This window comes from Bacillus cereus group sp. N14 (assembly GCF_016483555.1).
Classification (GTDB): Bacteria; Bacillota; Bacilli; order Bacillales; family Bacillaceae_G; genus Bacillus_A; species Bacillus_A wiedmannii.
Map to the genome: position 1 here is coordinate 84,168 of NZ_JAEHBQ010000018.1, position 24,752 is coordinate 108,919.

A 24,752-nucleotide genomic window follows, 5' to 3' on the forward strand; every position below is an offset into this window, starting at 1 on the left:
CTTCTTGCATCGGCAAGAAGGTTTCTTTTCAGCTTACACTTGTACATATAGCAATATTATCTTATCATTTTATATAGAGTAAGATTTTGTAAGGGAAAGGAATTGTATATGAATAAGCAAAGAATTTATAGTATAGTAGCAATCCTTCTATTTGTTGTAGGTGGTGTGTTAATCGGAAAGCCATTTTATGATGGATATCAGGCTGAAAAGAAACAGACTGAAAATGTACAGGCTGTTCAAAAAATGGATTATGAAAAACATGAGACGGCATTTGTAGATGCTTCGAAAATTGATCAACCAGACTTGGCAGAAGTAGCGAGTGCATCATTAGATAAGAAACAAGTAATTGGTCGTATTTCGATCCCGAGTGTTTCATTAGAACTTCCTGTTTTAAAATCTTCTACTGAGAAAAACCTATTATCAGGTGCAGCAACAGTAAAAGAAAATCAAGTAATGGGAAAAGGGAATTATGCATTAGCGGGACATAACATGTCTAAAAAAGGTGTTTTATTTAGTGATGTAGCCTCTTTAAAAAAAGGCGACAAAATTTATTTGTATGATAATGAAAATGAATATGAATATGCGGTTACTGGTGTATCTGAAGTAACTCCTGATAAATGGGAAGTTGTAGAGGATCATGGGAAAGATGAGATAACGCTTATTACATGTGTATCTGTGAAAGATAATTCTAAACGTTACGTTGTTGCTGGTGATTTAGTAGGAATGAAGGCGAAGAAGTAAAAAAGAAGGTCAACTCTTTAAAGAGTTGACCTTCTTTTTTACTAATGTTGAGAAATAATAGAATATTTTAGTTAGTATTTAAGTATTTTTCTATTTATGTATAATAAAGTTAGAATTCAAGATTTTGGGAGGAACAAGAGTGAAACAACAGGTGAAGAAACTTCTTTTAACAACAAGTGTAGCGTTATTGGTAGCTCCAATTTCAGCCTATGCGCATCCAGGGCGTACAGATGCTAATGGGGGACATACGTGTCGGACAAATTGTGAAAAATGGGGATTACAGTACGGGGAATATCATTATCACAATAAGCCAGCTTCTAGTAGTGGTGCAACGAGTCCAGCTCCTAGCCCAAATGATAATGGTGCTGTAGAAGCCGAAAGACAAGTAGAAGCGCAGCGCAATGCTGAGGCTGAAAAACAACGTGCCGCAGAGGCGCAGCGTAAAGCTGAAGAAGAGAGACAACGTGTAGCGGAGGAACAAAGAAAAGCAGAGGAAGAGAGACAACGTGTAGCTGAAGAGCAAAGAAAAGCAGAAGAGGCACGTAAGCGAGAGGAAGCACAGCGTCAAGCTGATATGGAAAAAGGGCAGCTTGAGGGACAAAAAAGTGGAGAGACTGATTTTAAAGCAGGGAAAAATGATGCGGAATCACATTTAGCTGGAAAATCAGATACATATAAAGAAGCATTCAAAACTGCATATGTTGCATCTTGGTCTTTAGAAGAGCAGAAGAAAACGCATTTTGAAAAAGGAAAAGAGCAAGGTTTAGCACAAGAGACGATGGAAGATAGTCAAATTGCTCCGGAGTTTAAGCCGAACTTTGCAGAAGGTTTCCAAGTAGGGAATAAAGAAAGAACAGAAAAAATTGAAAAAGAGCAAGCTGAACTAGGGGAAAAGGCAGGTAAGGAACTAGCTGGAAAGAAACCTGGAAATAGAGAGAACGATGTGTATGTGAAGGCGTATGAAACAGCTTATGAAAAGGGCTATAAGTCTACAAAAAAAGCAGTAGAAAAGGCTGGCTATAAGTATGCATTTGAAAACTATAATTTGAAAGTTCCTGCTAAGTATGAAAAAAATGAATCGTTAAAGAAATGGTTTATTGAAGGATTTAAATCAAATACAAAAGCAGCAGAAATTAGAGAAGAAGGATATAAAAAAGGAGACAGTTGGCTTGCATTCTTCTATAAGAATTTTGTGCCAAGTGAATATAAAGAACATAAAGAGCTGTACGAACAAGCGATAGAAAAAGGTAAGAATGCATAAAAAAAGATAAGGGGAATCCCTCATCTTTTTTTAATCCATCCATTTCACTAATCTCTTAGAAATTAATAATAAAACAAAACCTAACACAATTGCTACAGCTCCGATTACTGTAAATACTTCAGCATATCCAAGTGAAGTTGTGAAGCTTGCCAATTGTCCACCTAAAATGTTGGCGATTCCTGAGCTTGCTAACCATACTCCCATTAATAAAGAAGCAAGTTTTACTGGGGCAAGTGCACTAACCATTGATAGTCCAACAGGTGATAAGAATAGCTCACCTAACGTATGGAAAAGATACGTAAAGACGATAAATAGTAAGTTTGCTTTTTCTGTAATGTTATGTTCATCACTACCTGTTTTTAATGTAGCGATAACGAGAATGATATAACCGATACCAAGCAAGATCATACCAAGTCCCATTTTAGTTGGGATTTTTAAATCCCCGCGCTTGCGAGTTGCAAGTTTTGCCCATAATGCTGAAATGACTGGAGCAAGTAAAATAATAAATAATGGATTGACCGATTGGAACCAAGATGTTGGAACTTCCCATCCGAACACAGAGCGGTCTACAAATTTGTTTGTATATAATGTTAATGAGCTACCAGCTTGTTCAAAGCCAGCCCAGAAGAAGACAACGAAACATGTTAAAATGACGATAACTGCGGTACGTTGTTTTTCTTTTTTTGTTAACGGTGTATCTCCTACTGATGGTTGTCCATCTGTTGTTTGCAAATCACGAGTTGGTTTTTTACCGATATCACCAAGGAAGCGATTTGATAATGTTGTAAATAAAATTTGTCCAATAATCATTCCAATGGAAGCGGCTAAGAAACCGTAACGGAATCCAAAGTGAACAACGCCATCCACTGTTGTTTTGAATAAATTTTCTGATAAAAATCCGCAAACGAGTGGAGCTAAAAATGAACCGACGTTAATACCCATATAGAAAATGGTAAATGCACTATCACGTTTTGGATCGTTCTCTTCGTATAATTCCCCAACCAGTGTAGAGATGTTCGGTTTGAAGAATCCGTTACCGATAATAATAAGCGCTAATCCGAGGTATAGGCCGACTTGGTTTTGCATGGCAAATAGTGTAAGGTTACCGATTGCCATTGTTATACCACCAATTGTGATCGCTTTTCGTCTACCTAGGAACCGGTCTGTTAAGTATCCACCAATCATTGGTGTGAAATAACAGGCTCCAGTGTAAAATCCGTAAATGGAGAGTGCCCACGCAGGACTAAACCCAAGACCACCGCTTACTAAAGCTGTCGTTAAATATAATGTTAATAATCCTCGTAATCCATAGTAACTAAATCTTTCCCACATTTCTGTAAAGAAGAGTAAGTATAAACCTGGAGGATGTTTCTTTTTTCTTTGTTGTTCTCTTTCTAGTTGTATCGTTGATTCCATGTTATTTTCCTCCTGACACAAACAAAAACAAAGTTAATAATTTTGTACATTTAATATTTTACCTTATTAACTATTATAAGTCAATAAAGGTTGATTTTTCAGAAGAAATTGGAAAAGAGGGATAGCTATAGAATGGGTGTTTCTTTTATGTTAGACTATGGACTATGTTTTCTTTGTTAGGAAGCGGATTATTGCACTTTTTTATATGTGAAATTGATTTCATAAAAGATGAAATTAAAGAAGGAGAAACAAATGAAATTGTTACAGAAAAAAGAAATTTTACTGATTAGCCTTATGTTATTCTCGATGTTCTTTGGAGCAGGGAATCTTATATTCCCACCTTTCCTTGGGTATGAAGCAGGAGAACATGTGTGGATTTCATTAATAGGATTTATTATATCAGCAACAGGTCTTCCTATATTGGGTGTTATCGCTATTGCGAAAGCGGGAAGCTTTCAAACGTTAGCGGGTAGGGTTCATTCTTCATTCGCCATTATTTTCCCCTGTATCGTGTATTTATTTATTGGACCAGGTCTTGGTATACCACGTGCAGGAAGTTTAGCTTTTGAAATGGGACCAGGTCAGTTCTTCACAGAATCGGGAAGTGTAGTTTTATTATGTTACACGGTTATTTTCTTTAGTATTGTGTACTGGTTAAGTTTATTACCGTCTAAATTAATGGGGTTGTTCGGAAAAGTTTTAACACCGTTATTATTAGGTATGATTGCCCTTATTTTTATAAAGAGTATGTTTACATCAGTAGGCGGTGTGAAAGAGGCTGCTGGAAACTATGGACAAGCTCCTATGTTCCAAGGCTTTTTAGATGGATATTTAACGATGGATGCGCTAGCCGCTTTAATTTTTGGGATTGTTATTGCAAATGCTCTTCGTGCAAAAGGTGTTGAAGATGATAAAGGTTTAGCGAAATATATGAGTATTGCTGGAATTGGTGCAGGACTATTATTATCTATTATTTATGTCATACTTGGATATGTTGGTTCAATTAGCGGTTCGTTAGGTACATTTGATAATGGGGCGAACGTGTTAGCGCAAGTGATGACTACATTATTTGGACAAGGCGGAGTCGTTTTATTAGGTCTTATTTTTACGATCGCGTGTTTATGTGTGTCAATCGGACTTGTTACGTCTTGTAGTCAATTTTTCGCAAGTGTATTTCCGAAAGTAGCGTATAAAGTTTGGGCATTTATATTGAGTTTTGTTAGTATGATTTTAGCTAATTTAGGATTAACACAAATTTTAAAAGTATCAGTACCGATTCTTGGGTTTATTTATCCAGTTGCATTAACGCTTATTATTTTAGGGTTATTCCATAAGTATATTGGAAAGTATGCATACGTATATGCAGTAACAGTTGGGATTGTAGCGGTATTTAGTGCAATTGATATTTTCAATAAAAATGTGATGATGAATCAGTGGACGCCAATATTGAAATACATTCCGTTTTATACAGAAGGTGTTGGGTGGATTTTTCCAGCTATTATAGGTGTTTGTATAGGCGTTATCGTGAGTAGCGTTCTAAATAAGAATAAATGAGTAAAAAGGTGTTTTCCTATTTTGGAAAATACCTTTCTTTTTTTGGAAAAATGGTATTGAAAATGAATAGACTAAGAGTATGATAAAGATAATTGGTAATATATAGATTTTGAATGAATGATGAGGGGGGAGCGTATGAAGGAGGATTTAAATAAGAAAATAGAAGCGCTCGAAACGGCAATTGAAACAATTCAAGAAGCGCTTTTTGAATTGAAAGCAAAACAAAAAGAAATAGAAGTAGAAAATGCTCAGCGACATGTTAGTAAAGAAAAGAAAGAATATATTGAAACGGTGATGGAGGAAAAACCAAAAGAAGAAGTAGTTACAATAAAAGAGCCTGTGCAAGAACGTGAGGTAAAACAAGTGGATATATCTGCTTTTAAACCAGAACCATTTAATATTATTAAGTTTTGCCAAACTTGGTTACCACGCATATTTGTTGGCATTATGTTACTTGGAGTAATCTGGTTATTTAAAGCAGGGGTAGATGCTGGGTTATTAACACCTGCAATACGAATTGTGTTTGGTATTGTCCTATCAATCGGTTTTTATTATATAGGTGATATTCAAATTAAACGAGAGCGGCAAGCGTTGGGTTTAGTATTAGCAGGAGGAAGTATTACGGGTATAGTTTTAACAACATTTGCGGCGCATTATTTATATGGGTTTATTCCAGCAAGTGTTGCGTTTGTATGTAATATTGCATGGGTCATTTTAGGTATTTATGTAGCGAAGAGGTATCAATCGGAATATCTTACTATATTCGTAGCCGTAGGAGCTTTCTTCGTGCCATTCTTATTAAATAGTACGACTCCTAATCCATATATTTTCTTTGGATATGAGACGATACTAACACTTAGCTTATTATGGTATGCGTTGAAAAATCGTTATCAGTATTTATATATGATTTCTTATGCTGTTGCTGCTATTGTCCTTTTTGTCTTCTTTGCTATTATGTCAATGTTAGTAGAGGATTTGCAAATACAGTTAACGGTTGTTTATGGTTTGATTCACTTACTATTATTTTGGCATATGTTTATGGAGAGAAGTTTTATATTAGAGCCACGCTTGGCGATATTTAGTGCGAATGCAGTTCTCTTTATATTAGCCATTTCAAAAATACCTGAATTTACAACATGGGGATTAATGATTAGCGCACTCGTGCACGCTACTATGTTCATGTTTGAATATAGGAAGAATAGACATTCTACATTTACAAATCTTTTATTTGGTTTCGCAATGGGTGCATTTAGTTTAGCGATTTTATATGAGTATAGTTTAGTGAATGCAGCGATTGTATTATTATTACAAGGTTTCCTCGGTATGGTGACTGCTATTAAAGTAAAACAACAAATAAAATTATATGTTAGCGCGACGATTTACGCGATTGGAATGATACAGACTATTTTTAGCCCGTTCGATCATTTGGTTTCAGCTGGGTTTGTTGCTCATATTATTTTAATAGGTACATTTTATTACTGCATGAAACAAGCGAAAGATGTGTTAATGAGCTTTGGAAAATATGTTTATTCTATAGCACTCTATTGGTTTATGGTTATCGTATTTATTGCAATTACTAGAGTCGGTGAAGTGCTGTCTACAGATGGAAGTATAATAAGCGTATCTGTATCGTTATTATGGATGGTATATGCATTATTTGCCGTTTGGCTTGGAAGGAATAAAAATATGAATGAAATATTGTATGCCGGCTTAGTCGTGTTAGTCGTAACGATAGGGAAGCTATTCCTTCTGGACTTACCAGAAGTGTCGATGATGATCAGGGCTGTGTTATTCTTAATTGTAGGTAGTATAGGTATCGTTATTTCAAGAATGTTTTTCTCGAAAGAAGAGAAGTGAGAAGAAGGCAATCCGCATGCGGATTGCCTTTTTCATCATTTCTTATTAATCGTTACAGCCTCACTATATTTCGCTGTTGTATTTTGGCGTAGACGAAGTGTTGCTTGTCCAGTTGTATTTGAATCAAGTTGTACGTTCACAATTTTTTCAGCAGAACCAAAGCTGTTTGTTGTGAATGAGAAGGCGCTACTATATCCGAAAGTAGATGGCCAAGTGCCGTTTGTATTTTGGACTTTTGCTACTTGTGTTCCACCAGTCGAGAAGATACCTAAAGAATAGTTATTATAAGTTGTATTAGGTAATAAGTTGTTTACTTGAATCTTTATTTGGAACACTTCATTGTTTGGTAGAATGCTAGGGCGTGTAATCACATAATCATTTGCTGTTACGGCGCCGTTATATCCGTATGAACCAGATTTAAATGTATTTGTATTAAACCATTGGTAACCCGCGTTTGGTGCACTCCAAGGTTCAGGTTGTGGTTCTGTTGATAAGCTTGGTTGTTCGAATGTTTGTAAAGCAGTAGGTAGATCAAGTTGTAAACCATTAACTTGATCTAAACTTGTAAATGTCTCTTTTTTCGATAACCAATTTACGATATTTTCTAGTAAGATAGCATCGTTTTCTTCTTTATATCCATCGTAAGTTTTCTTTGTTTGGCCAGAATCTTCACGAACGTATTTTGGCGATGCATCTTCAACTGGAGAAGAATCACCGATAAAGGCAGCTTTTCCAAGTCCTACTTTTGCGATTGCAGCATATGGACCTTCTGCAACGCCACCGCCGTTATAAACACCACTATCAACAGCGTTATTCCATTTTGACGGATTTTCTGGAAGATAAACAAGTCCTTTTGCTAGTTTTGGGTTTGTAATTGCTAGAGTAGAACCAGCGTGCATTGCTACAGATGAAACACCTTTTGTAATTCCAAATGATTGTTCAGGCGACACAATATTTTTAGCTGCAACATCACCGATTGCATTGTAGCGGAAGCGAATACCGAAGTTGTCAGATAGCCAATCAGAGCTTTCTACTCCTTGCATAGCTTGTGAATTTACTTCCTCACTAGACATTCCTTTTGCAGGATTATCCCAAGCACCGCGTCTGTATCCATTAAATACTTCAGAAGAGTCCCAGCGATTTTTATTACGATCTGCATTATAATGATCAGCAATGAAGAAGATACTACCGCCATTTTTCACGTATTGTAGCATAGCATCTTGTTCAGATTTTTTGTAAGGAATATTTGCCTCTGGAACGATAAACACGTTGTAATTTTTTAAGTCGTCGTATGTAATAGGTGTTGATTTACGAAGTTCTTTTACATGATATCCATTTTGGGCAATGCCGTTTCCGAAATCAGAAAAGCCACCATCAATAACCCAGTCAGCAGTCCCGGCCGTTTGACCGTGTGTATTATCGAATAATACTTTCTTCCCGCTATTTTGATTTACAACCTTTGCAGCAATTTCAGGAGCTGGGTCTACAGAGCTTTCTGCATAAGTAGACGGTATGAACGAACTCCCCATACTAAGTGTAATTGCTGTTGCTAAAGAAAATGTAATCCACTTTTTATTCTTCATAGAAGAATCCCCCTAATAATAAATATATGTGCTTTAATAATGTAATTTATTTTTCTGAAAAAATAAAGACGGAAAACGTAAAAAATATTAAAAAATTGTAAAAATACCGTGAATTTTGTTGAGAAATATTTATATAGACAATAAAAAATCCCTTCCAATTAATAAGGAAGGGATAGCTTGTTTAACTAATCTTTGAATTAGGTGTTTCATCAATCTTATGAAATCCTTTCATATAATACACGATAGCTAAGCCAATAAGCCAAATTGGGCCAACGATTAATGCAATTCGTGTATCTTCTGAATACGCCATTATACATAGTACAAGTGCAAGGAAGCCAAGTGAGAAGTAAGAGCTTAATGGATGTAAAGGCATTTTATACGTTAGCTTGTCTTTTTTCTCAGTTGATAATCCTTTACGGAATTTAATTTGAGCGACTAATATAATCCCCCAAGTCCAAATTGCCCCGAAAGTTGAAATACTAGTAAGCCATGTAAATACCTTTGCAGGTACGAGATAGTTTAATATAACGCCAATGAGTAAAACGATAGCAGTTGCTACAATTCCTTGACTCGGAATACCGTTTTTATTTAAACGACCGAATCTTTCAGGTGCTTTCTTTTGCTGTGCCAATGTAAATAGCATACGGCCTGTACTAAATAGACCGCCATTACAAGAAGAAAGAGCTGCTGTTAATACGACAAAGTTAATAATACCTGCTGCTTTTGCGATACCGATTTGCTGGAATGTTAATACAAATGGACTTCCTTTCTCACCGAGTTCGTTCCATGGATAAATTGCCATCATAACGAATAGAGCCCCAACGTAGAACAGTAATATTCTCCAAAATACGTTATCGATTGCTTTTGCGAGTGTTTTTTTCGGATTTTGAGCTTCACCCGCTGTAACACCGATTAATTCAACGCCTAAATAAGCGAATAACACCATTTGTAAAGAGAGCAGTAACCCAGAAAAACCATTTGGGAACCAGCCACCATGTGACCAAAGGTTTGAAATGCCGGTAGCGATACCGCCGTTTCCGAATCCGAATAAAATAATACCAGCTCCAACAATTATCATACAGATAATTGTGACAATTTTGATGAGAGCGAACCAAAATTCAAGTTCCCCAAATACTTTTACGGATAAGAAGTTAAAAGCACTCATTAATAATAGAGCGAGTAAAGCCCAAGTCCAGCGTGGGATATCTGGGAACCAGTACTGCATGTAAATGCCAGCTGCCGTAATTTCAGCCATGCAAGTAACAACCCATAGGAACCAGTAGTTCCAACCGGTAATATAGCCAGCTAGTGGTCCAAGGTAATCATAAGCATATTTACTAAAAGAACCGGCAACAGGTTGTTCAATTGCCATTTCTCCGAGTGCTCGCATAATGAAAAAAATAACGAGTCCAGCGATCATATAACCTAGTAGAATAGAAGGGCCAGCTAGCTTAATAGCAGAAGCAGATCCTAAAAATAGTCCAACGCCAATAGCTGAACCTAGTGACATTAAAGTAATGTGTCGTTCTTTTAAACCACGGTTTAAAGTTCCAGATTTGTTTGTGTGCTGCATAAGAAGAATCCCCCTTGTAGAATGAGCTACCTAAATATTTAACTATTTCAAATTATAAAACATTTTTATCTGTTATGCTACAAAAATAATCGTGACGAGCTGTACTACATCTGTACTTGTCAGACTTAAACTTAAAATTCGAACTATTAGTGAATATATTGACTCTTCTTTTTATTGATTGTTAAGATTAAGTATTATATTTTCTCACATACTAGTAAGAAAAGAATGTGTGATAATAATTCAGATGTAGGAAGGGTACATAACCATGTTTCAATTACAAAAATATAACACTTCCGTGAAGCAAGAGCTTTTAGCTGGCATCACAACTTTTTTTACATTTGCGTATATTCTTGTCATCAATCCGAAAATATTATCTGATGCAGGTGTACCATTTGATCAAGCTTTTACGGCAACTATTATTGCGACGGTTGTAGGGACGCTATGTATGGCATTTTTAGCTAACTATCCAATTGTTATTGCTCCAGCTATGGGAATGAATGCGTATTTTGCTTATTCTGTTGTTCAACAGGCAGAGGGGATTACATATGTCATTGCGTTTTCAGCAGTATTTGTAACAGGTATTATTTTTCTTTTATTATCTTTCACTTCATTTAGGCAAAAGCTAATTGTCGCAATTCCTGACAGTTTAAAACATGCGATTGCAGGTGGAATTGGGTTATTTATTGCTTTTATTGGATTACGTCTATCTGGAATTATCGTTGATCATCCATCTAACTTAGTTACGATTGGTGACTTCCATTCTCCAGCTGTTATTTTAACTTTAATTGGTTTAATATTAGCGGCGGTATTAATGGCATTACGTGTGAGCGGTGCATTATTTATTAGTATGATTGTGACAGGAGTTATCGCCTTCTTTACAGGGCAACTGAAGTTTACGGATAAAATTGTTGCGATGCCTCATTTACCAGAGGGAATTATCGTTTCAAACCCAATCAATGCCTTTTCAGATGTAATTGAATACGGATTATATGGTGTTGTATTTTCATTTTTACTTGTACTGTTATTTGATACAACAGGTGCATTACTCGGTTTAATTAAACAAGCGGGTTTAATTACAGATAATACAGAGAAACGTTTTGGTAAAGCGTTTATTGCAGATGCAATTGGTGGGACTACAGGTTCTATCTTTGGAACAAGCCCAACAGCAGCGACGATTGAATCATCAGCGGGTATTGCTGCGGGTGGTAAAACAGGATTAACAGGTATTGTAGTAGTCGGCCTAACGATTATAACGGCATTCTTCAGCCCTGTGATTGCTTCTTTATCAAGTGTAGCTGCTATTACAGCTCCTTCATTAATTATTGTAGGTAGTTTAATGGCGCAAAGTCTTCGTGATATTAATTGGAATGAATTTGAAGATGCATTACCAGCATTTTTAATTTTCGTTGGTATTCCGTTAACGTCTAGTATTGCGAATGGAATTGCGATTGGATTTTTAGTGTATCCAGTCTTAAAAATTGTGAAAGGGAAAGGGATGGAAGTACATCCGTTACTATACTTATTTACAATTTTATTTGGATGTCATTTATTCTTATAATATAGATATAGGAGAGGGGGCTTCTTATGAGAGGCTCCTTTTTTGTGTATAATAAAGTGAAACTTAAATCAATTACGTAAATTATAAATTACTTAATGGAATATATATGTTACACTAAGAGTAGAGGAGGAACATGAATGGCTGTAAGTAAAATAAAAGTCGCGCGTGTTCAGTTAGATTTAACACAGCAACAATTAGCAGAAAAAGTAGGCGTTACAAGGCAAACGATTAGTTTAATTGAGAAGGGGAAATACAACCCGTCTTTAGATTTATGTTTAAAAATTTGTTATGCGGTAGATAAAACATTGAATGATTTGTTTTGGGAGGACAAGGAGTGAGGGGATGAAAATCGTGAAAGATGAACGTTTAATGATTGAGGGGCTAAAACATATTAGATTAGTTTTTATCTTACAAAATATTATCATACTAGGTATTGTTTTTTATCGCTACGTTTTGCAAGGTGCAGGATATGAAAGTGTTTCGGATTTATTAATGGTATTTATGGGCGGGATAATAGTTATAAACTTTTTAAATCTGAAAAATTCAGTGGAAGTGTATGAGCATACAGGGGGAGTATCGCGCAGTTATTTTATGAAGTTATTATTCATTCCAGTAGGTATTGTTATTGGGATTTTAGCTATTTGTATTATTGTAACACCAGATATTTCGATAAAGGAAATTAGTATGACAGGGCTTATTATGTTTGCTTGTTTTTTAGTTCCTAGTTTGTTTATATACATATATATGAAAAAAATAAAAAGTGAAGATTGAAATATAAGAAAAGCTTTCCCATATTGCGGAAAGCTTTTCTTATATCTTTTTATACAGTACTTTATGAAGGCCAATCGGTTCAATTTCAAATATCTCACCATGTTCCTGAAAGCCTAAGCGCTTGTAATAGTCAGCTACAGTAACTCGGCCATTACACCATAAAATATTTGCTTGACGTTCTTGCAAGATTTGTTCCGCCTTCTGAATTAATGAGCTTCCAGCACGGTTATTGCGAAACTCAGGTAATGTTGCCATTCCTCGTAGACGATAATGCATATCTGCTGGTAAGTCAGGGTATATTTCTTTTGAGAAGGAAGCGATACTAATAAGTTCATCGTTTATAAATGCGCCTAAGTGAAAGGTATCTGTTTCATAGTCGGAAGAGTATTTACAATCTGTTAACGTTTGACTCGGGCGTAAAATTTTTTGACGTAATACGTAAGTTTTAGATCCATCAATATTTTTCACAGTAATCATATTAACATCCTTTCCTATAAGGCTTTTTCTGTTAGTTGTATAAAGAAATAGGCAGGTGCGGCGAAAAGTCCGAGTATGCTAGCAGTTCCGAGAAGGAGTGAAAGTAGGAGGCAAGAGTATTTTATTCCATTTGATTTTTTCCATCCGTAACTACAAATTTCAATGCTAACACCGATGAGAATAATGGCAACGAGTACTTCCGCTAATAATAAGAGAGCTAAAGTTACAATAGACATAATGTGATCCATCCTCATAATATATGATAGTAACATTTTACCATATAAAATGGAAAAAAATGCCCCTCAATTATGTGAGGGGCATTTTTCTATTCTAATATGCTTTTTAGTGTATCGATGTGTTCTTTTGAGCCAGTTACAAGTAATGTATCGCCGTGTTGTAGGCTTGTATCACCATGTGGGATTAATGCTTTATTCCCACGATAAATTTGAATGACGAGTACATCGCCTAAAAATGGAAGGCGACGAAGTGCAACGCCGTTATATTTATTACTCCGTAGTTCCACTTCACGGACTGTTTCGTTTGCTGTTGTAATTAAGCGAACGAGACTCGGTTTATCAATTAGTGCACGTAATAGAATACGTGTAGAGTTAATTGTTGAGAATACGGCGATATGTTCTTGCGTTGCTTTTTCTTGTAGAAGTGGATCTTCTACACTTGCAATAACATGTTCAACACCTAGCTCTTTTGCATGTTCTGCTAATAATAAGTTTTGTTCATCATCGCTTGTTGCAACAACAACGCGGTCTGCATGAAACGCTGTTTGTTCAGTTAATGATGCAATTGTGATGTCATCTAATTTCACGATAGGGAAGTCATGCGATTTCGCTTCCTCATCATTTATTTTATTTTGACGCATCATATATAGTGTTACGTCATAATCTTCTCGTTTTAAATCAAGTGATAACGGAAGGGTAATTCTGCTTGCGCCAATAATAGAAACTTTTGGTTTTGGTGTTTCTACTTTTGGGAACATTTTTTTAAATAATATAGGTGCAAAAATACAAGTAATAACTGCGCTTAAAATAAGGGAAGCAGATAAGCTTGGACTGATGATCCCTAGTTTTTCACCAATTTGTGCGGCTGCAATAACTAAAGAAAGTGTCGATGTTAATAAGATGGCACTTCCCAGTACGATATTACGTGGGTACCATTTTCGTAAAACGAGTGATGGTAGCAGTTTTGATATAAAGAGTCCCACAATTAAAATTGGAATCATTAGCATGCTAGAAGGTTCTTTGAAAATAGACCAAACCTCTAAGTTTACACCAACCATCACGAAGAAAATAGGAATGAAGAAACCATATCCGATGGAATCCAGTTTTTCAACCATATCTTCATTTGGTGATAATAACGATACAAGTACCCCTGCTAAGAAGGCACCTAAAATATTTTCAGCTCCAACAGATTCAGATAACCCAACTAATATTAAGATGAGTGCAAAAACAGCTCGTGTATCAATTTGTACACTACCAGCTTTTAAGCTATCTAAGTATGGAATGTTTTTAAAGCGTTTTGCAACGAAGTAAATAACAATACCAGCGCCGAATAGAAGAAGAAGGAGCCACATGCTTTGACCGCTTTCGGAATTTAATCCGACAAATACAGCGAGTAAAATCATTGTAACTAAATCTGCAATAACAGCGACTAATAAAATGATTTGGCCGATTGCCGTTTTTCCTAAGTTATTTTCTTTTAATGTTGGTACAACAACACCTAAAGAAATAGTGGAAATAATTAAAGTCATAAACATTGCATTATCTACGAATCCTAGCCATACGAATAGTAATGATAGGGCATAAGATAAGATGAAAATAAATAAAAAGATAATGCTTGCTGCTTGGAATGTGTTTGGTTCGTTTGTCGTATTCTTTTTCCCTTTTTGTTTAAAGATAGAAAAATCAATTTCTAAACCGCTTAAGAACATTAAGAAGATAAATCCTAGTGTCGATAAGACTTGAAGCCACATATCTGGCTCAATAATATTAAACCCACTTTTACCTACAAAGATTCCTGCGATGATTTCTGCAACAACGACAGGAAGTGCTTTTAATTTAAAGCGTTGTAACAAAAGGGGAACGAAAAACGCGATTGCAACTACAACCATAAGTGATAGAACAGAAGTATGATGTTCCATTGCGTTCTCTCCCTTCAAATAAATATAGTACCTATTTAGCCATATAATAGGTAGAAAATCAACGCATATGGATTCGATTTCATAAAGAAAGAGTTTTCTTAACATTTGTCATAATAAGTATATTTTTCATGATTCTGCTGTTGATGCCGTAATGTGGATGTGATAGGGGAGGGGATAAAGTGAGACTTTAATCAGTGGGTTACTGCTCGTTAATGCGGGATAAAAAAAGACTGCTGAGGAATCTCAGCAGTCTTTTTCATGTACATTACATTGAGAAGAAGATCCATACAGTTAAACCAACTGTTGCAGTTGCAACGAAGAAACTGTATATCATAGTAAGAATTTGAACTCTTCCTTCTCCTTCTTTTAAATGCATGAACATAATTAATTGTAACAACGCTTGCGCAACAGCCATTACGATAATAGTTGTTAAGATTGTTGAAAGTGGCAAGTTTGTATAAAGTGCCACGTATAACGCTAGAAACGTTAGTGCAAGCGATAAAATAAATCCGAAAACGTGTGACCAAGGGAATCCGCTATGCGCATGCCCGTTTGCTTGGTTGTTATTTTGACCCATTTACGCCACCATCCCGTTCAAGTAAACTAGTGTGTAAATAAAGACCCAAACAAGATCAAGGAAATGCCAGTATAAGCTGATAATAAATACTTTACGAGCTGTAACTGGTGTTAAACCTCGTTTTAAAATTTGGATAATAACACAAATTGCCCAAATGATACCGCCTGTTACGTGGGCTCCGTGCGTTCCAAGAAGAACGAAGAATGCAGATAGGAAAGCACTTGTTTGAATTGTTGCGCCTTCACCGATGTACATAATGAACTCTTCGATTTCAAAGAATAGGAAACCTGCACCTAAAAGTAATGTAAGGATGAACCATCCAAGCATTGCTTTTTGGTTGTGCTTACGCATTTCGTGAATTACGATACCACATGTGAAACTACTTGTTAAAAGTAGTAATGTTTGAATTAAAAGCGTTTTAAGTTCAAACAGTTGCGCTGGAGTTGGGCCATCTGCCGTACGACCAGCAAGTACTAGATAAGAGGCGAAAAGTGTTGCGAACAGCATAATTTCAGCCCCAAGAAAAATCCAAAATCCTAGGATATTCAATCTGCTTTGCTCGGATTGATATTCCAAAGGTAAGCTTTTATCTAAAGCCGCCATATCATTTCACCTCTCATGCTATATGTTCTGTTTCTTTAATTTCATCAACACTTACGTAGTAGCCATCATCATAATCGAATGAACGATAGATTAAGCAAGCTAAAATACCAACGCCACCGATTGCTGCAAGCCAGAACCAGCTAAATACTAATGCGAAACCTGCAAGACCGAAGAATAAAGACGCAATAATAGGCACACCAGAGTTACTTGGCATGTGAATTGGTTTGATATCTTCTGCTGCTGGTGTAACTGTTTCTCCGCGTTTTTTCATGTACCAGAAAGCATCAGCTTCTTTGATTTCAGGAAGTTTCGCGAAGTTGTAATGTTGTACAGGAGATTGAGTTGCCCATTCAAGTGTACGGCCATCCCATGGATCTCCAGTTGTGTCACGTTCACCGTGACGAGCACTCCAAATTACGTTGTAACAAAGAATTAGGAAACCAATACCCATCATTACCGCACCAACAGATGCAATTTGGTTTAACCATCCCCATCCAAGACTTTCAGAGTAAGTGTACATACGACGAGTCATACCGTCTAAACCTAAGAAGTACATTGGGAAGAAACAGATATTGAATCCGCTCATAAAGATCCAGAATGTCCATTTACCTAGGCGTTCGTTTAACATATGACCAGTCATTTTTGGATACCAGAATGTGAATCCAGCAAGCATAGCGAATACTGTACCTGCGATTAATACGTAGTGGAAGTGAGCAATTAGGAAGTAGCTGTTATGGTACTGATAATCAGCTGCTGCCATACCAAGCATAACCCCTGTAACCCCACCGACTACGAAGTTTGGAATAAATGCCAATGACCAAAGCATTGGAACTGTAAAACGAATACGTCCTTTATACAGTGTAAACAACCAGTTAAAGATCTTAACCCCGGTTGGAATCGAAATCGCCATTGTCGAAATCGAGAAGAATGAGTTAACCGCTGGACCTGCACCCATCGTGAAGAAGTGATGAAGCCATACGACGAAACTTAGTAAAGAAATTGCAACCATTGAGTATACCATCGCACTGTAACCGAATAGACGTTTACGTGAGAATGTACTAATGATTTCAGAGAAAATACCGAATGCCGGTAAAATAACGATATATACTTCAGGGTGACCCCATACCCAGAATAGGTTGGCCCATAACATTGGCATACCGCCGCTCGCCATCGTAAAGAAGTGAGCATCGAATAGACGGTCAAATGTCATTAATGCAAGAGCAACTGTTAATACTGGGAAAGCGAAAATAATGATAACTGTTGTAATTAAGATTGACCAAGTAAACATTGGCATTCTCATTAAAGTCATACCAGGTGTACGCATTTTTAAGATAGTAACAAGGAAGTTAATACCGGTCATTAGCGTACCGAGACCTGAAATCTGTAATGCAATTGCGTAGTAGTTATTTCCTACACCAGAAGTAAACTCTGTACCTGCCATTGGGAAGTAAGAAGTCCACCCAGCGTCTGGAGAACCACCGATTACGAAAGCGATGTTGAATAACATTGCTCCGACAAAGAATAACCAGAAACTTAAAGCATTTAAGAACGGATATGCAACGTCACGAGCACCAATTTGTAATGGTACTACAAGGTTCATTAATCCCATAACGAATGGCATCGCCATGAAAAGAATCATAACTGTACCGTGTGTTGTGAAGATTCCGTTATAATGTTCAGCATTTAAATAAGTTGTTTCTGGGAATGTTAACTGTGCACGGATCATTAAACCGTCCATACCACCACGGAATAACATGATAACCGCAGAAATAATATACATGGCCCCAATTTTTTTATGGTCAACAGTTGTTAACCATTCGTCCCAAAGCCATTTCCATTTTTTATACTTTGTTAGTACGAAAATGATTGCTAATGTCACAAGAACGATAGAAGCGTCTGCACCGTAAATAATCGGGTCACCTGTGACAAAGAATTCATCAAGCTTCACTGTGTTCACTCCAATCTGTTGGAATAATAGCTATTATTTTTTGTTTTTGTAGTAGTTGTAATCACAATATTCAAGTGATTTTGGATCTACATAACTTAAGTGGTGACTAGAGAATGTCATACGACCAACTACACCAGGTTTAACAATTTCGTTGTACTTATCTTCTGTTAGTTTAGGAGCAGTTTGTTGTACTTCTTTAACCCACTTGTCATATTTCTCTTTAGTTTTTGCTTCAACTTCGAACTCCATATGTGTGAATCCTTCACCAGAGAAGTTCGCACTACGGCCTAGGTAAGAACCAGGCTTATCAGCTTGTAAATAAAGATCCATAATCATGCCATCCATAGTGTACTTCATACCACCAAGTTCTGGTACCCAGAAAGCATTCATTGGACCGACAGAAGTCAGTTTGAATTGAATTGGTACACCGGCTGGGATGTTTAAATAGTTAACGGTTTCAATTTTTTCCTCTGGGTAACTGAATAACCATTTCCAGTTTGCAGATGTAACATAAATCTCAACTGGTTTAATATGTTTGGACTCTGCCGGAACCTCTTCCGAAGCATAAGTTGCTTTTACTGTTGGAATCGATAATGCGATAACGATAATAACAGGAACAAGCGTCCAAATAATTTCTAATAATGTGTTACCGTGTTGTTCAGGTGGCTCGTAGTCCATATTCTCTGGTTTTTCACGATAACGAATCAAGATGACTGTAAACAAGATGAATACAATTGCGATAATTAATGACATAAGCAAGAATGACCAAACAATTAAATCATACTGTGCTTTTGCAACAGGTCCTTGCGGATTTAATACTGCGAGTTTCTTATCACAGCCGCCGAGGAACAGAAGTAATGATAACGGAAGAAGCGAAGCCAGCTTCCAAAACGTTTTCTTTAGTTGCACGATTGAAAATCTCCTTTCTCCTTGGATTGAAACTATGCCAATAAAACAATATAAACCTATTAATTTATAGATGGCAATAGTTTTTGTGATATTGTTAAAAAATAGACACAAATGCACACTTTTTAAGGTGAATATCATTTGTAACTTGATAACATTGTAAACCATTTTCCAGTGAAAAACGTGATTGTGGAAATTTTAAGATAAATAAAGTTATACCAAGATATCCAAGAAATAGAAAAAAGCTATCTTATGATAAGGAAGATAGCTGAATATTTTGTATATTTAGTTTACTTCTTTTTTTAGATTTATTTGTTGTTCAAATGTGACAACTTTTTTATATTTTAATTGGTATAAAATGTAACAAAAAATCATAAATGGAATACCACAATAAAGAGCAATTCTCTGATCTGGAATGAAAGCTAAACTAACAAATGTAATGAAATTGAGTGAGAATGCTACGATTGGAACGATTGGATAAAGCGGTGTGCGATATTTTAAATCATTAATGTCCCCGCCGTTTTTTAAGAAATTTCTACGGAAGAAAAACTGTGAAGCTGCGATTGACATCCAAACTACGACAGCGGCCATAGCTGCAATAGATGTTAAAACTAAAAAGACAGTATCTGCCGCAAATATACTTGTTAATAGAGACAAACTTGCAAAAATTAGACTGAAAATTAATGCGTTTAGTGGCACTCCTTTTTTAGTTAACTTCGTAAAAGCTGGACTTGCCATTCCTTGTTTTGCCATCGCCCAAAGCATACGAGAATTTGCGTATAGACCAGAATTGGCTACGGATAATACTGCTGTAATAATAACAAAGTTCATAATGTCAGCTGCATATGGAACACCGGCTACATCAAATACAAGTACAAATGGACTTTCGACTAGATTAGCCTCTTGCCATGGGAGTAAACCTACAACAACTGATATTGCTAGGACGAAGAAGAAGAGAGTTCGCCAAATGGTATTTTTAATCGCTTTTGGAATTGTTTTTTCAGGGTTTTCACTTTCTCCTGAAGCAATTCCGATTAATTCTGTTCCTTGGAAGGAGTAATTTACTGTAATCATCGTAAGAAGAACAGCTAATGCACCATTTGGAAATAATCCGCCATTTTCAGTGAAATTGTGAAGCATTGGCGCTGGTTTTCCATTAAAGTCTAGTAGACCGAACATAACTGCACCACCGAGTACGATGAAAATAACAATGGTTGCGACTTTTACACTTGCGAACCAAAATTCTGCTTCTGCATATGCCTTTGCTGATAATGCGTTTACAAGAAAGAGTGCTGCTGCAAATGTAACACACCAAATCCACGAAGAAACGTCTGGAAACCAACGTTTCATTAAAATACTTACAGTTGTTAACTCTACCCCAACTGTAACAGCCCAATTTAACCAATACATCCAACCGACAACAAATCCAAAACCAGGTGAAATAAATTTGCTTGCATAGCTTTGGAATGAACCTGCTTCTGGCATAGCAACTGATAATTCACCAAGACATAACATCGTTAAATACATAACAAATCCACCGACTAAAAATGCAAGAATAGCACCACCAGGACCGGCGTTATGGACGATTTGACCAGATCCCATAAATAGGCCAGTTCCGATAACACCACCAAGTGCAATCATAAATAGGTGTCTACTTTTCATTGTTCGTTTTAAATCTGTGTGTTCTACTTGTTGATTCATATGCCCCTCACCTCGTTATTTTCTTGTATGTATGAATTGATTTTCATTCCGAGTTTTTAATCATTAGTGGGGGATGTGACACATACTCGGCTTATTTATTATGAAATGAGTGGAGTATGTAAAAATGCGAACTATGACTAAATACTCTAAGAATGTTTTTATTAACAAGGTGATATCTTCACTATGTTAATTATTTTGATTTTAGCAAAAATATTCAGAAAAGTATATTGTTTTTTCTTTTTATTAAAAATAATTAGAATTTTATAACGATGAAAGTGTGAACAATAATTCATAGAATCTTTCTAGCAAACTAGTAAGAAGAAAGGTACAATGATAAGAGGTATGTCTGTAAAATAATAATTAATGGAGTTTTGTTTAAAATGAAAAAGTTAAAATATCTTTTTGTTTTTGGAATTATATTTGCTGCTGCGTTTTTTATAGGGAAAGATAAAATTATACAAAAGGCGCAAGTGTTCCGTTTAGAGTTTCTATCTGAAATGAAAGAAGCGACTATGATTGAAAATGTTCCGTTTATAAAGCAGTTACCAGAATTACCTCGTGGATGTGAAGTTACAAGTTTGGCTATGTTGCTACAATATAAAGGTATACAAGTAGATAAGATGCAACTTGCTAGCGAAATTCATCGTGTTCCATTTGAACAAAATGGTTTACGTGGAAATCCTTATGAGGGGTTCGTTGGAAATATTTATACGAAGACAGAGCCAGGATATGGTGTATATAATCAACCCATTTTTAATTTAGCAGAAAAATATGCTCCTGAAAAAGTAGTTAATTTAACAGGTAGAGACGTGCAAGATATGTATAAAGTAGTTAGTTCCGGTTCGCCAGTATGGGTCATTATTAATACAACGTTTAAGCCACTAGCCGAGAGTAGTTTTGAAACATGGAATACAAGATCTGGCGAAGTGAAAATTACATATTATGAACATAGTGTAGTAATAGTTGGGTATGATCAAAACTTTGTATATGTAAATGATCCACTTAAAAACAATCCGCGTTTTGCTGTTCCGCGAGCAGAGTTTGAGAAAGCTTGGGAGCAAATGGGGAAACAAGCGATTACTATTTTATAATACTGAAAAAGTCATCTTTTTGATGGCTTTTTATTTTTAAGTTATTATAACGGAAAATTCAGAAGATTCTTTTAAAAGTTAACAATTCACGTTATAATAACATTTAACTTGGTGAAGAAGGGGCGAAGAGAAATGGATGTTGCAAAGGAACTGGTTTTATCGAAAAATCAATTAATTGAGTGGAGAAGGCATTTTCATAGGTATCCAGAGTTATCTTTTCAAGAAGAAAAAACATCAAAGTTTGTATTCGATATACTTCGAAAAATCCCATATTTAGAAGTGTCAAGACCTACTAAATATAGTGTAATGGCAAGGTTAATTGGTAAGCAACCTGGTAAAACCATCGCGGTTCGTGCTGACATGGACGCTCTTCCTATTCATGAAGAAAATGAGTTTGATTTTATTTCTACATATCCAGGTGTGATGCATGCATGTGGCCATGATGGACATATAGCGATATTACTTGGGGTCGTACATAAGTTAGTAGAAAAAAGAGAGAAGATTAAAGGAGAGATTCGTTTTCTCTTCCAACATGCAGAAGAAAACTTTCCTGGTGGTGCAGAGGAAATGGTTGCAGCGGGTGTAATGGAATGTGTGGATTATATTATTGGTGCTCACCTTTGGGCATCGTTAGAGGTTGGTAAAATAGGTGTAATTTATGGTCCTGCAATGGCAGCCCCAGATGTTTTTAAAATTACGATAGAAGGAAAAGGTGGACATGCTGGAATTCCTCATGAAACGGTTGATAGTATTGCAATCGGTACACAAGTTGTTTCGCAACTTCAGCACATTGTATCTCGCCTCACGAATCCGTTAGATCCCCTTGTAGTATCTGTTACGCAATTTCATGCTGGGACAACCCATAATGTGATTCCAGAACAAGCGGAGATTGAAGGGACAGTGCGGAGTTTAAGACATGAGTTGCGAGAAGAAACAGAGAAAAGGATTGAATGGATTGTGAAGCATGTGACGGAATCTTACGGGGCGAAATATACATTTTCTTATGAATATGGATATCGACCAGTAGTAAATGATTATGAAGTTACAGAGATTATTGAGCAAACAGCATTACAGCTTTATGGAAGAGAGCAAGTTACTCGTTTACAGCCGACGATGGCTGGAGAAGATTTTTCAGCGTTTTTACAAAAGGCGCCAGGTACATTCTTTTTTATCGGAGCGGGAAATAACGAGAAAGGAATTATATATCCTCATCATCATCCTCGTTTTACGATTGATGAAGATGCATTACCGATTGGAGTGGAAGTCTTTGTGTCATCCATTATGAATTTTATAAGTAAAGGAGAATGAGATGAAGAAAATACACGTATTAGCGCTTATTCCAGTTTTTTGTTTAGTTATTGGACCCGTATTTGCTAATTCAGTTACTCCTTACGTATTGGGGATGCCATTCTTATTATTTTGGGTATTATTATCGGTGCTCATTACGTCTCTTTGTATGGGACTTGTGTACGTATTTGATCCTGCTAATAAGGGGGATGTGAAATGACCGCATTACTTATCATCATATTATTTTTGTTTCTCGCACTATTTTTAGGAATTCGGGCACAACATGGAAAAGATATGAATTTAGAGCAATGGTCAGTTGGTGGAAGAGGATTTGGCACTATTTTTGTTTTTCTACTGATGGCAGGTGAAATTTATACGACTTTCACATTTCTAGGCGGAAGTGGATGGGCGTATAGTAAAGGAGCGCCTACTTTCTATATTTTAGGTTATGGTGCACTAGCGTATATTTTATCTTACTTTTTATTGCCACCAGTTTGGAAGTATGCGAAAGAACATAATCTTGTTTCGCAGCCAGATTTTTTTGTGAAGAAATATAAGAGTCAGACACTTGGCATTATCGTTTCTGTCATTGGGGTTATTTCGATTATTCCATACCTTGTTTTACAGTTAAAAGGACTAGGAATTATCGTTTCGGAAGCATCTTACGGAAGGGTATCACCGGTTATTGCAGTGTGGATTGGTGCAATTGTTATAACGATATATGTAATGGTTTCAGGTATACACGGCTCTGCTTGGACAGCCGCTTTGAAGGATATTATGATACTGTTTATCGTTATGTTTTTAGGTATATATTTACCGTACCATTATTATGGGGGATTTCAGCCGATGTTTGAAGCGGTAGAAGCAGCGAAACCAGGATTTTTATCTTTACCTGATGAAGGGATGAGCATTTCTTGGTTTGTTTCTACTATTGTATTAACAGCTCTCGGTTTCTATATGTGGCCCCATACATTTGCTTCTGCTTTCTCTGCAAAAAATGAAAAAGTATTTAGGAAAAACGCGGCTATCATGCCCCTTTATTCTTTAGTACTGCTTTTCGTATTCTTTGCAGGTTTTGCTGCTATACTGCAAGTTCCAGGGTTAAAGGGAGGGGATGTAGACCTTTCGTTATTCCGTCTCGCTCTTCAAACATTTGATCCATGGTTTATTGGGATTATTGGTAGTGCAGGAGTATTAACAGCATTAGTTCCGGGTTCCATGCTTGTTATGGCGGCGTCGACTTTATTAGCAAAAAACATTTACCGAACAATGGTCCCATCTGCTTCGGATCGACAAGTTGCAAAAGCTGCGAAATTATTTGTTCCTGTAGTAACGCTTGTAGCTGTTTTGTTCACTTTTAAAGGTGGAGAAACGATAGGGGCACTTCTTTTAATGGGATATAGTATAGTGACACAACTTTTCCCTGCACTTGTATGTAGTTTGTTTCCACGTCAAGTTATTACGAAGCAAGGGGCAATTGCAGGAATGGGGATTGGGTTGTTAGTGGTCGCATATATTACTTTATCTGGTTCAACTATAGCTACGATGTTTCCAGCTTTCCCTCAATATATAAAAGATTTAAATGTAGGCATAGTCGCATTGTTAATGAATATGATTGTGATGTTTATCGTTAGTTGGTTCACGAAAAGTGTATCGATAAAGAAAGACAATATAATAGTAGAAAAGTAATCCT

The 24,752-nt window shown here is 36.3% G+C and carries 22 protein-coding genes; 11 read left to right on the forward strand and 11 right to left on the reverse strand.

The genetic code is table 11. The annotated features are described in order from the left end of the window. The first annotated feature begins 108 nt into the window (after positions 1–108). Complete coding sequence (locus JDS82_RS21940) at positions 109–741, forward strand: class A sortase (RefSeq protein ID WP_199713948.1); 633 nt, start codon at positions 109–111, stop codon at positions 739–741. Between the two features lie 139 nt (positions 742–880). Further along, positions 881–2,002, forward strand: coding sequence for a YHYH domain-containing protein (locus JDS82_RS21945; protein ID WP_199713949.1), 1,122 nt, complete (start codon positions 881–883; stop codon positions 2,000–2,002). A 30-nt stretch (positions 2,003–2,032) separates the two neighbouring features. Here the strand turns inward: JDS82_RS21945 and JDS82_RS21950 are convergent, their stop codons facing one another. Next, positions 2,033–3,418, reverse strand: a complete 1,386-nt coding sequence (locus tag JDS82_RS21950) for a peptide MFS transporter (protein ID WP_046953787.1) — start codon at positions 3,416–3,418, stop codon at positions 2,033–2,035. Between the two features lie 252 nt (positions 3,419–3,670). Here JDS82_RS21950 and brnQ1 point away from each other — a divergent pair, with 252 nt between their 5' ends. Both brnQ1 and JDS82_RS21960 read left to right on the forward strand, forming a co-directional pair. Beyond that, positions 3,671–4,972, forward strand: coding sequence for a branched-chain amino acid transport system II carrier protein BrnQ1 (gene brnQ1, locus JDS82_RS21955; RefSeq protein ID WP_199713950.1), 1,302 nt, complete (start codon positions 3,671–3,673; stop codon positions 4,970–4,972). Between the two features lie 135 nt (positions 4,973–5,107). Further along, on the forward strand, positions 5,108–6,829 hold the full coding sequence (locus tag JDS82_RS21960; protein ID WP_199713951.1) for a DUF2339 domain-containing protein: 1,722 nt from the start codon (positions 5,108–5,110) through the stop codon (positions 6,827–6,829). A gap of 35 nt (positions 6,830–6,864) precedes the next feature. Here JDS82_RS21960 and JDS82_RS21965 read toward each other — a convergent pair whose 3' ends face one another. Further along, positions 6,865–8,412 (reverse strand): DNA-binding protein, encoded by a 1,548-nt coding sequence (locus tag JDS82_RS21965; RefSeq protein ID WP_199713952.1) that lies wholly within the window; start codon positions 8,410–8,412, stop codon positions 6,865–6,867. Positions 8,413–8,593: 181 nt separating this feature from the next. After that, positions 8,594–9,985: an amino acid permease gene (locus JDS82_RS21970; protein WP_001164902.1), complete on the reverse strand. Its 1,392-nt coding sequence runs from the start codon at positions 9,983–9,985 to the stop codon at positions 8,594–8,596. A 265-nt stretch (positions 9,986–10,250) separates the two neighbouring features. Here JDS82_RS21970 and JDS82_RS21975 point away from each other — a divergent pair, with 265 nt between their 5' ends. The 3 genes from JDS82_RS21975 to JDS82_RS21985 all read left to right on the forward strand — a co-directional run bounded on the left by JDS82_RS21975 (position 10,251) and on the right by JDS82_RS21985 (position 12,314). Further along, positions 10,251–11,543 carry an NCS2 family permease gene (locus tag JDS82_RS21975; protein ID WP_000487208.1) on the forward strand — a complete coding sequence of 431 codons (1,293 nt, stop codon included), beginning with the start codon at positions 10,251–10,253 and terminating at the stop codon, positions 11,541–11,543. Between the two features lie 137 nt (positions 11,544–11,680). After that, positions 11,681–11,881, forward strand: coding sequence for a helix-turn-helix transcriptional regulator (locus JDS82_RS21980; protein ID WP_000301180.1), 201 nt, complete (start codon positions 11,681–11,683; stop codon positions 11,879–11,881). Between the two features lie 4 nt (positions 11,882–11,885). Further along, positions 11,886–12,314, forward strand: a complete 429-nt coding sequence (locus tag JDS82_RS21985) for a hypothetical protein (RefSeq protein WP_000706642.1) — start codon at positions 11,886–11,888, stop codon at positions 12,312–12,314. A gap of 39 nt (positions 12,315–12,353) precedes the next feature. Here JDS82_RS21985 and JDS82_RS21990 read toward each other — a convergent pair whose 3' ends face one another. The 8 genes from JDS82_RS21990 to JDS82_RS22025 all read right to left on the reverse strand — a co-directional run bounded on the left by JDS82_RS21990 (position 12,354) and on the right by JDS82_RS22025 (position 20,681). Then, the gene (locus tag JDS82_RS21990; protein ID WP_199713953.1) at positions 12,354–12,791 is read right to left on the reverse strand and encodes a GNAT family N-acetyltransferase; all 438 of its coding nucleotides are present in this window, start codon (positions 12,789–12,791) and stop codon (positions 12,354–12,356) included. A 14-nt stretch (positions 12,792–12,805) separates the two neighbouring features. Further along, positions 12,806–13,063: a DUF4022 family protein gene (locus JDS82_RS21995; protein ID WP_071743379.1), complete on the reverse strand. Its 258-nt coding sequence runs from the start codon at positions 13,061–13,063 to the stop codon at positions 12,806–12,808. Between the two features lie 53 nt (positions 13,064–13,116). Continuing rightward, positions 13,117–14,946 (reverse strand): monovalent cation:proton antiporter family protein, encoded by a 1,830-nt coding sequence (locus JDS82_RS22000; protein WP_000399985.1) that lies wholly within the window; start codon positions 14,944–14,946, stop codon positions 13,117–13,119. A 265-nt stretch (positions 14,947–15,211) separates the two neighbouring features. Beyond that, on the reverse strand, positions 15,212–15,523 hold the full coding sequence (gene qoxD, locus JDS82_RS22005; RefSeq protein ID WP_000531382.1) for a cytochrome aa3 quinol oxidase subunit IV: 312 nt from the start codon (positions 15,521–15,523) through the stop codon (positions 15,212–15,214). Then, positions 15,524–16,126 carry a cytochrome aa3 quinol oxidase subunit III gene (qoxC, locus tag JDS82_RS22010; RefSeq protein WP_000729313.1) on the reverse strand — a complete coding sequence of 201 codons (603 nt, stop codon included), beginning with the start codon at positions 16,124–16,126 and terminating at the stop codon, positions 15,524–15,526. It lies immediately after the preceding gene. Positions 16,127–16,139: 13 nt separating this feature from the next. Then, the gene (qoxB, locus tag JDS82_RS22015) at positions 16,140–18,074 is read right to left on the reverse strand and encodes a cytochrome aa3 quinol oxidase subunit I (RefSeq protein WP_000762383.1); all 1,935 of its coding nucleotides are present in this window, start codon (positions 18,072–18,074) and stop codon (positions 16,140–16,142) included. Between the two features lie 33 nt (positions 18,075–18,107). Beyond that, positions 18,108–18,983, reverse strand: coding sequence for a cytochrome aa3 quinol oxidase subunit II (locus tag JDS82_RS22020; RefSeq protein WP_046957295.1), 876 nt, complete (start codon positions 18,981–18,983; stop codon positions 18,108–18,110). Positions 18,984–19,265: 282 nt separating this feature from the next. Next, entirely contained in the window at positions 19,266–20,681 is a 1,416-nt protein-coding gene (locus JDS82_RS22025) for an amino acid permease (RefSeq protein WP_046953778.1), read from the reverse strand. 380 nt (positions 20,682–21,061) lie between these two features. On the opposite strand from JDS82_RS22025, the gene JDS82_RS22030 reads away from it, so the two are divergent. The 4 genes from JDS82_RS22030 to JDS82_RS22045 all read left to right on the forward strand — a co-directional run bounded on the left by JDS82_RS22030 (position 21,062) and on the right by JDS82_RS22045 (position 24,748). Further along, a complete protein-coding gene (locus JDS82_RS22030) occupies positions 21,062–21,772 on the forward strand; it encodes a C39 family peptidase (protein WP_098057594.1) in 711 nt (236 codons plus the stop codon). Positions 21,773–21,904: 132 nt separating this feature from the next. Beyond that, on the forward strand, positions 21,905–23,080 hold the full coding sequence (locus JDS82_RS22035) for an amidohydrolase (RefSeq protein ID WP_098057593.1): 1,176 nt from the start codon (positions 21,905–21,907) through the stop codon (positions 23,078–23,080). A 1-nt stretch (position 23,081) separates the two neighbouring features. Continuing rightward, positions 23,082–23,279, forward strand: a complete 198-nt coding sequence (locus JDS82_RS22040; protein ID WP_087983279.1) for a DUF3311 domain-containing protein — start codon at positions 23,082–23,084, stop codon at positions 23,277–23,279. After that, positions 23,276–24,748, forward strand: a complete 1,473-nt coding sequence (locus JDS82_RS22045; RefSeq protein WP_098057592.1) for a sodium:solute symporter family protein — start codon at positions 23,276–23,278, stop codon at positions 24,746–24,748. The genes JDS82_RS22040 and JDS82_RS22045 overlap by 4 nt, the downstream gene beginning before the upstream one ends. Positions 24,749–24,752: the final 4 nt, after the last annotated feature.

Coding starts and splice junctions, on each gene's coding strand:
- JDS82_RS22000 (WP_000399985.1), bottom strand. CDS start 14,946: ATGGAACATCATACTTCTGTTCTATCACTTATGGTTGTAGTTGCAATC.
- JDS82_RS21980 (WP_000301180.1), top strand. CDS start 11,681: ATGGCTGTAAGTAAAATAAAAGTCGCGCGTGTTCAGTTAGATTTAACA.
- JDS82_RS21970 (WP_001164902.1), bottom strand. CDS start 9,985: ATGCAGCACACAAACAAATCTGGAACTTTAAACCGTGGTTTAAAAGAA.
- JDS82_RS21995 (WP_071743379.1), bottom strand. CDS start 13,063: ATGTTACTATCATATATTATGAGGATGGATCACATTATGTCTATTGTA.
- JDS82_RS21975 (WP_000487208.1), top strand. CDS start 10,251: ATGTTTCAATTACAAAAATATAACACTTCCGTGAAGCAAGAGCTTTTA.
- JDS82_RS22040 (WP_087983279.1), top strand. CDS start 23,082: ATGAAGAAAATACACGTATTAGCGCTTATTCCAGTTTTTTGTTTAGTT.
- JDS82_RS21965 (WP_199713952.1), bottom strand. CDS start 8,412: ATGAAGAATAAAAAGTGGATTACATTTTCTTTAGCAACAGCAATTACA.
- JDS82_RS21960 (WP_199713951.1), top strand. CDS start 5,108: ATGAAGGAGGATTTAAATAAGAAAATAGAAGCGCTCGAAACGGCAATT.
- JDS82_RS21940 (WP_199713948.1), top strand. CDS start 109: ATGAATAAGCAAAGAATTTATAGTATAGTAGCAATCCTTCTATTTGTT.
- brnQ1 (WP_199713950.1), top strand. CDS start 3,671: ATGAAATTGTTACAGAAAAAAGAAATTTTACTGATTAGCCTTATGTTA.
- JDS82_RS21985 (WP_000706642.1), top strand. CDS start 11,886: ATGAAAATCGTGAAAGATGAACGTTTAATGATTGAGGGGCTAAAACAT.
- JDS82_RS22030 (WP_098057594.1), top strand. CDS start 21,062: ATGAAAAAGTTAAAATATCTTTTTGTTTTTGGAATTATATTTGCTGCT.
- JDS82_RS21990 (WP_199713953.1), bottom strand. CDS start 12,791: ATGATTACTGTGAAAAATATTGATGGATCTAAAACTTACGTATTACGT.
- JDS82_RS21950 (WP_046953787.1), bottom strand. CDS start 3,418: ATGGAATCAACGATACAACTAGAAAGAGAACAACAAAGAAAAAAGAAA.
- JDS82_RS22025 (WP_046953778.1), bottom strand. CDS start 20,681: ATGAATCAACAAGTAGAACACACAGATTTAAAACGAACAATGAAAAGT.
- JDS82_RS22045 (WP_098057592.1), top strand. CDS start 23,276: ATGACCGCATTACTTATCATCATATTATTTTTGTTTCTCGCACTATTT.
- qoxC (WP_000729313.1), bottom strand. CDS start 16,126: ATGGCGGCTTTAGATAAAAGCTTACCTTTGGAATATCAATCCGAGCAA.
- JDS82_RS22035 (WP_098057593.1), top strand. CDS start 21,905: ATGGATGTTGCAAAGGAACTGGTTTTATCGAAAAATCAATTAATTGAG.
- qoxD (WP_000531382.1), bottom strand. CDS start 15,523: ATGGGTCAAAATAACAACCAAGCAAACGGGCATGCGCATAGCGGATTC.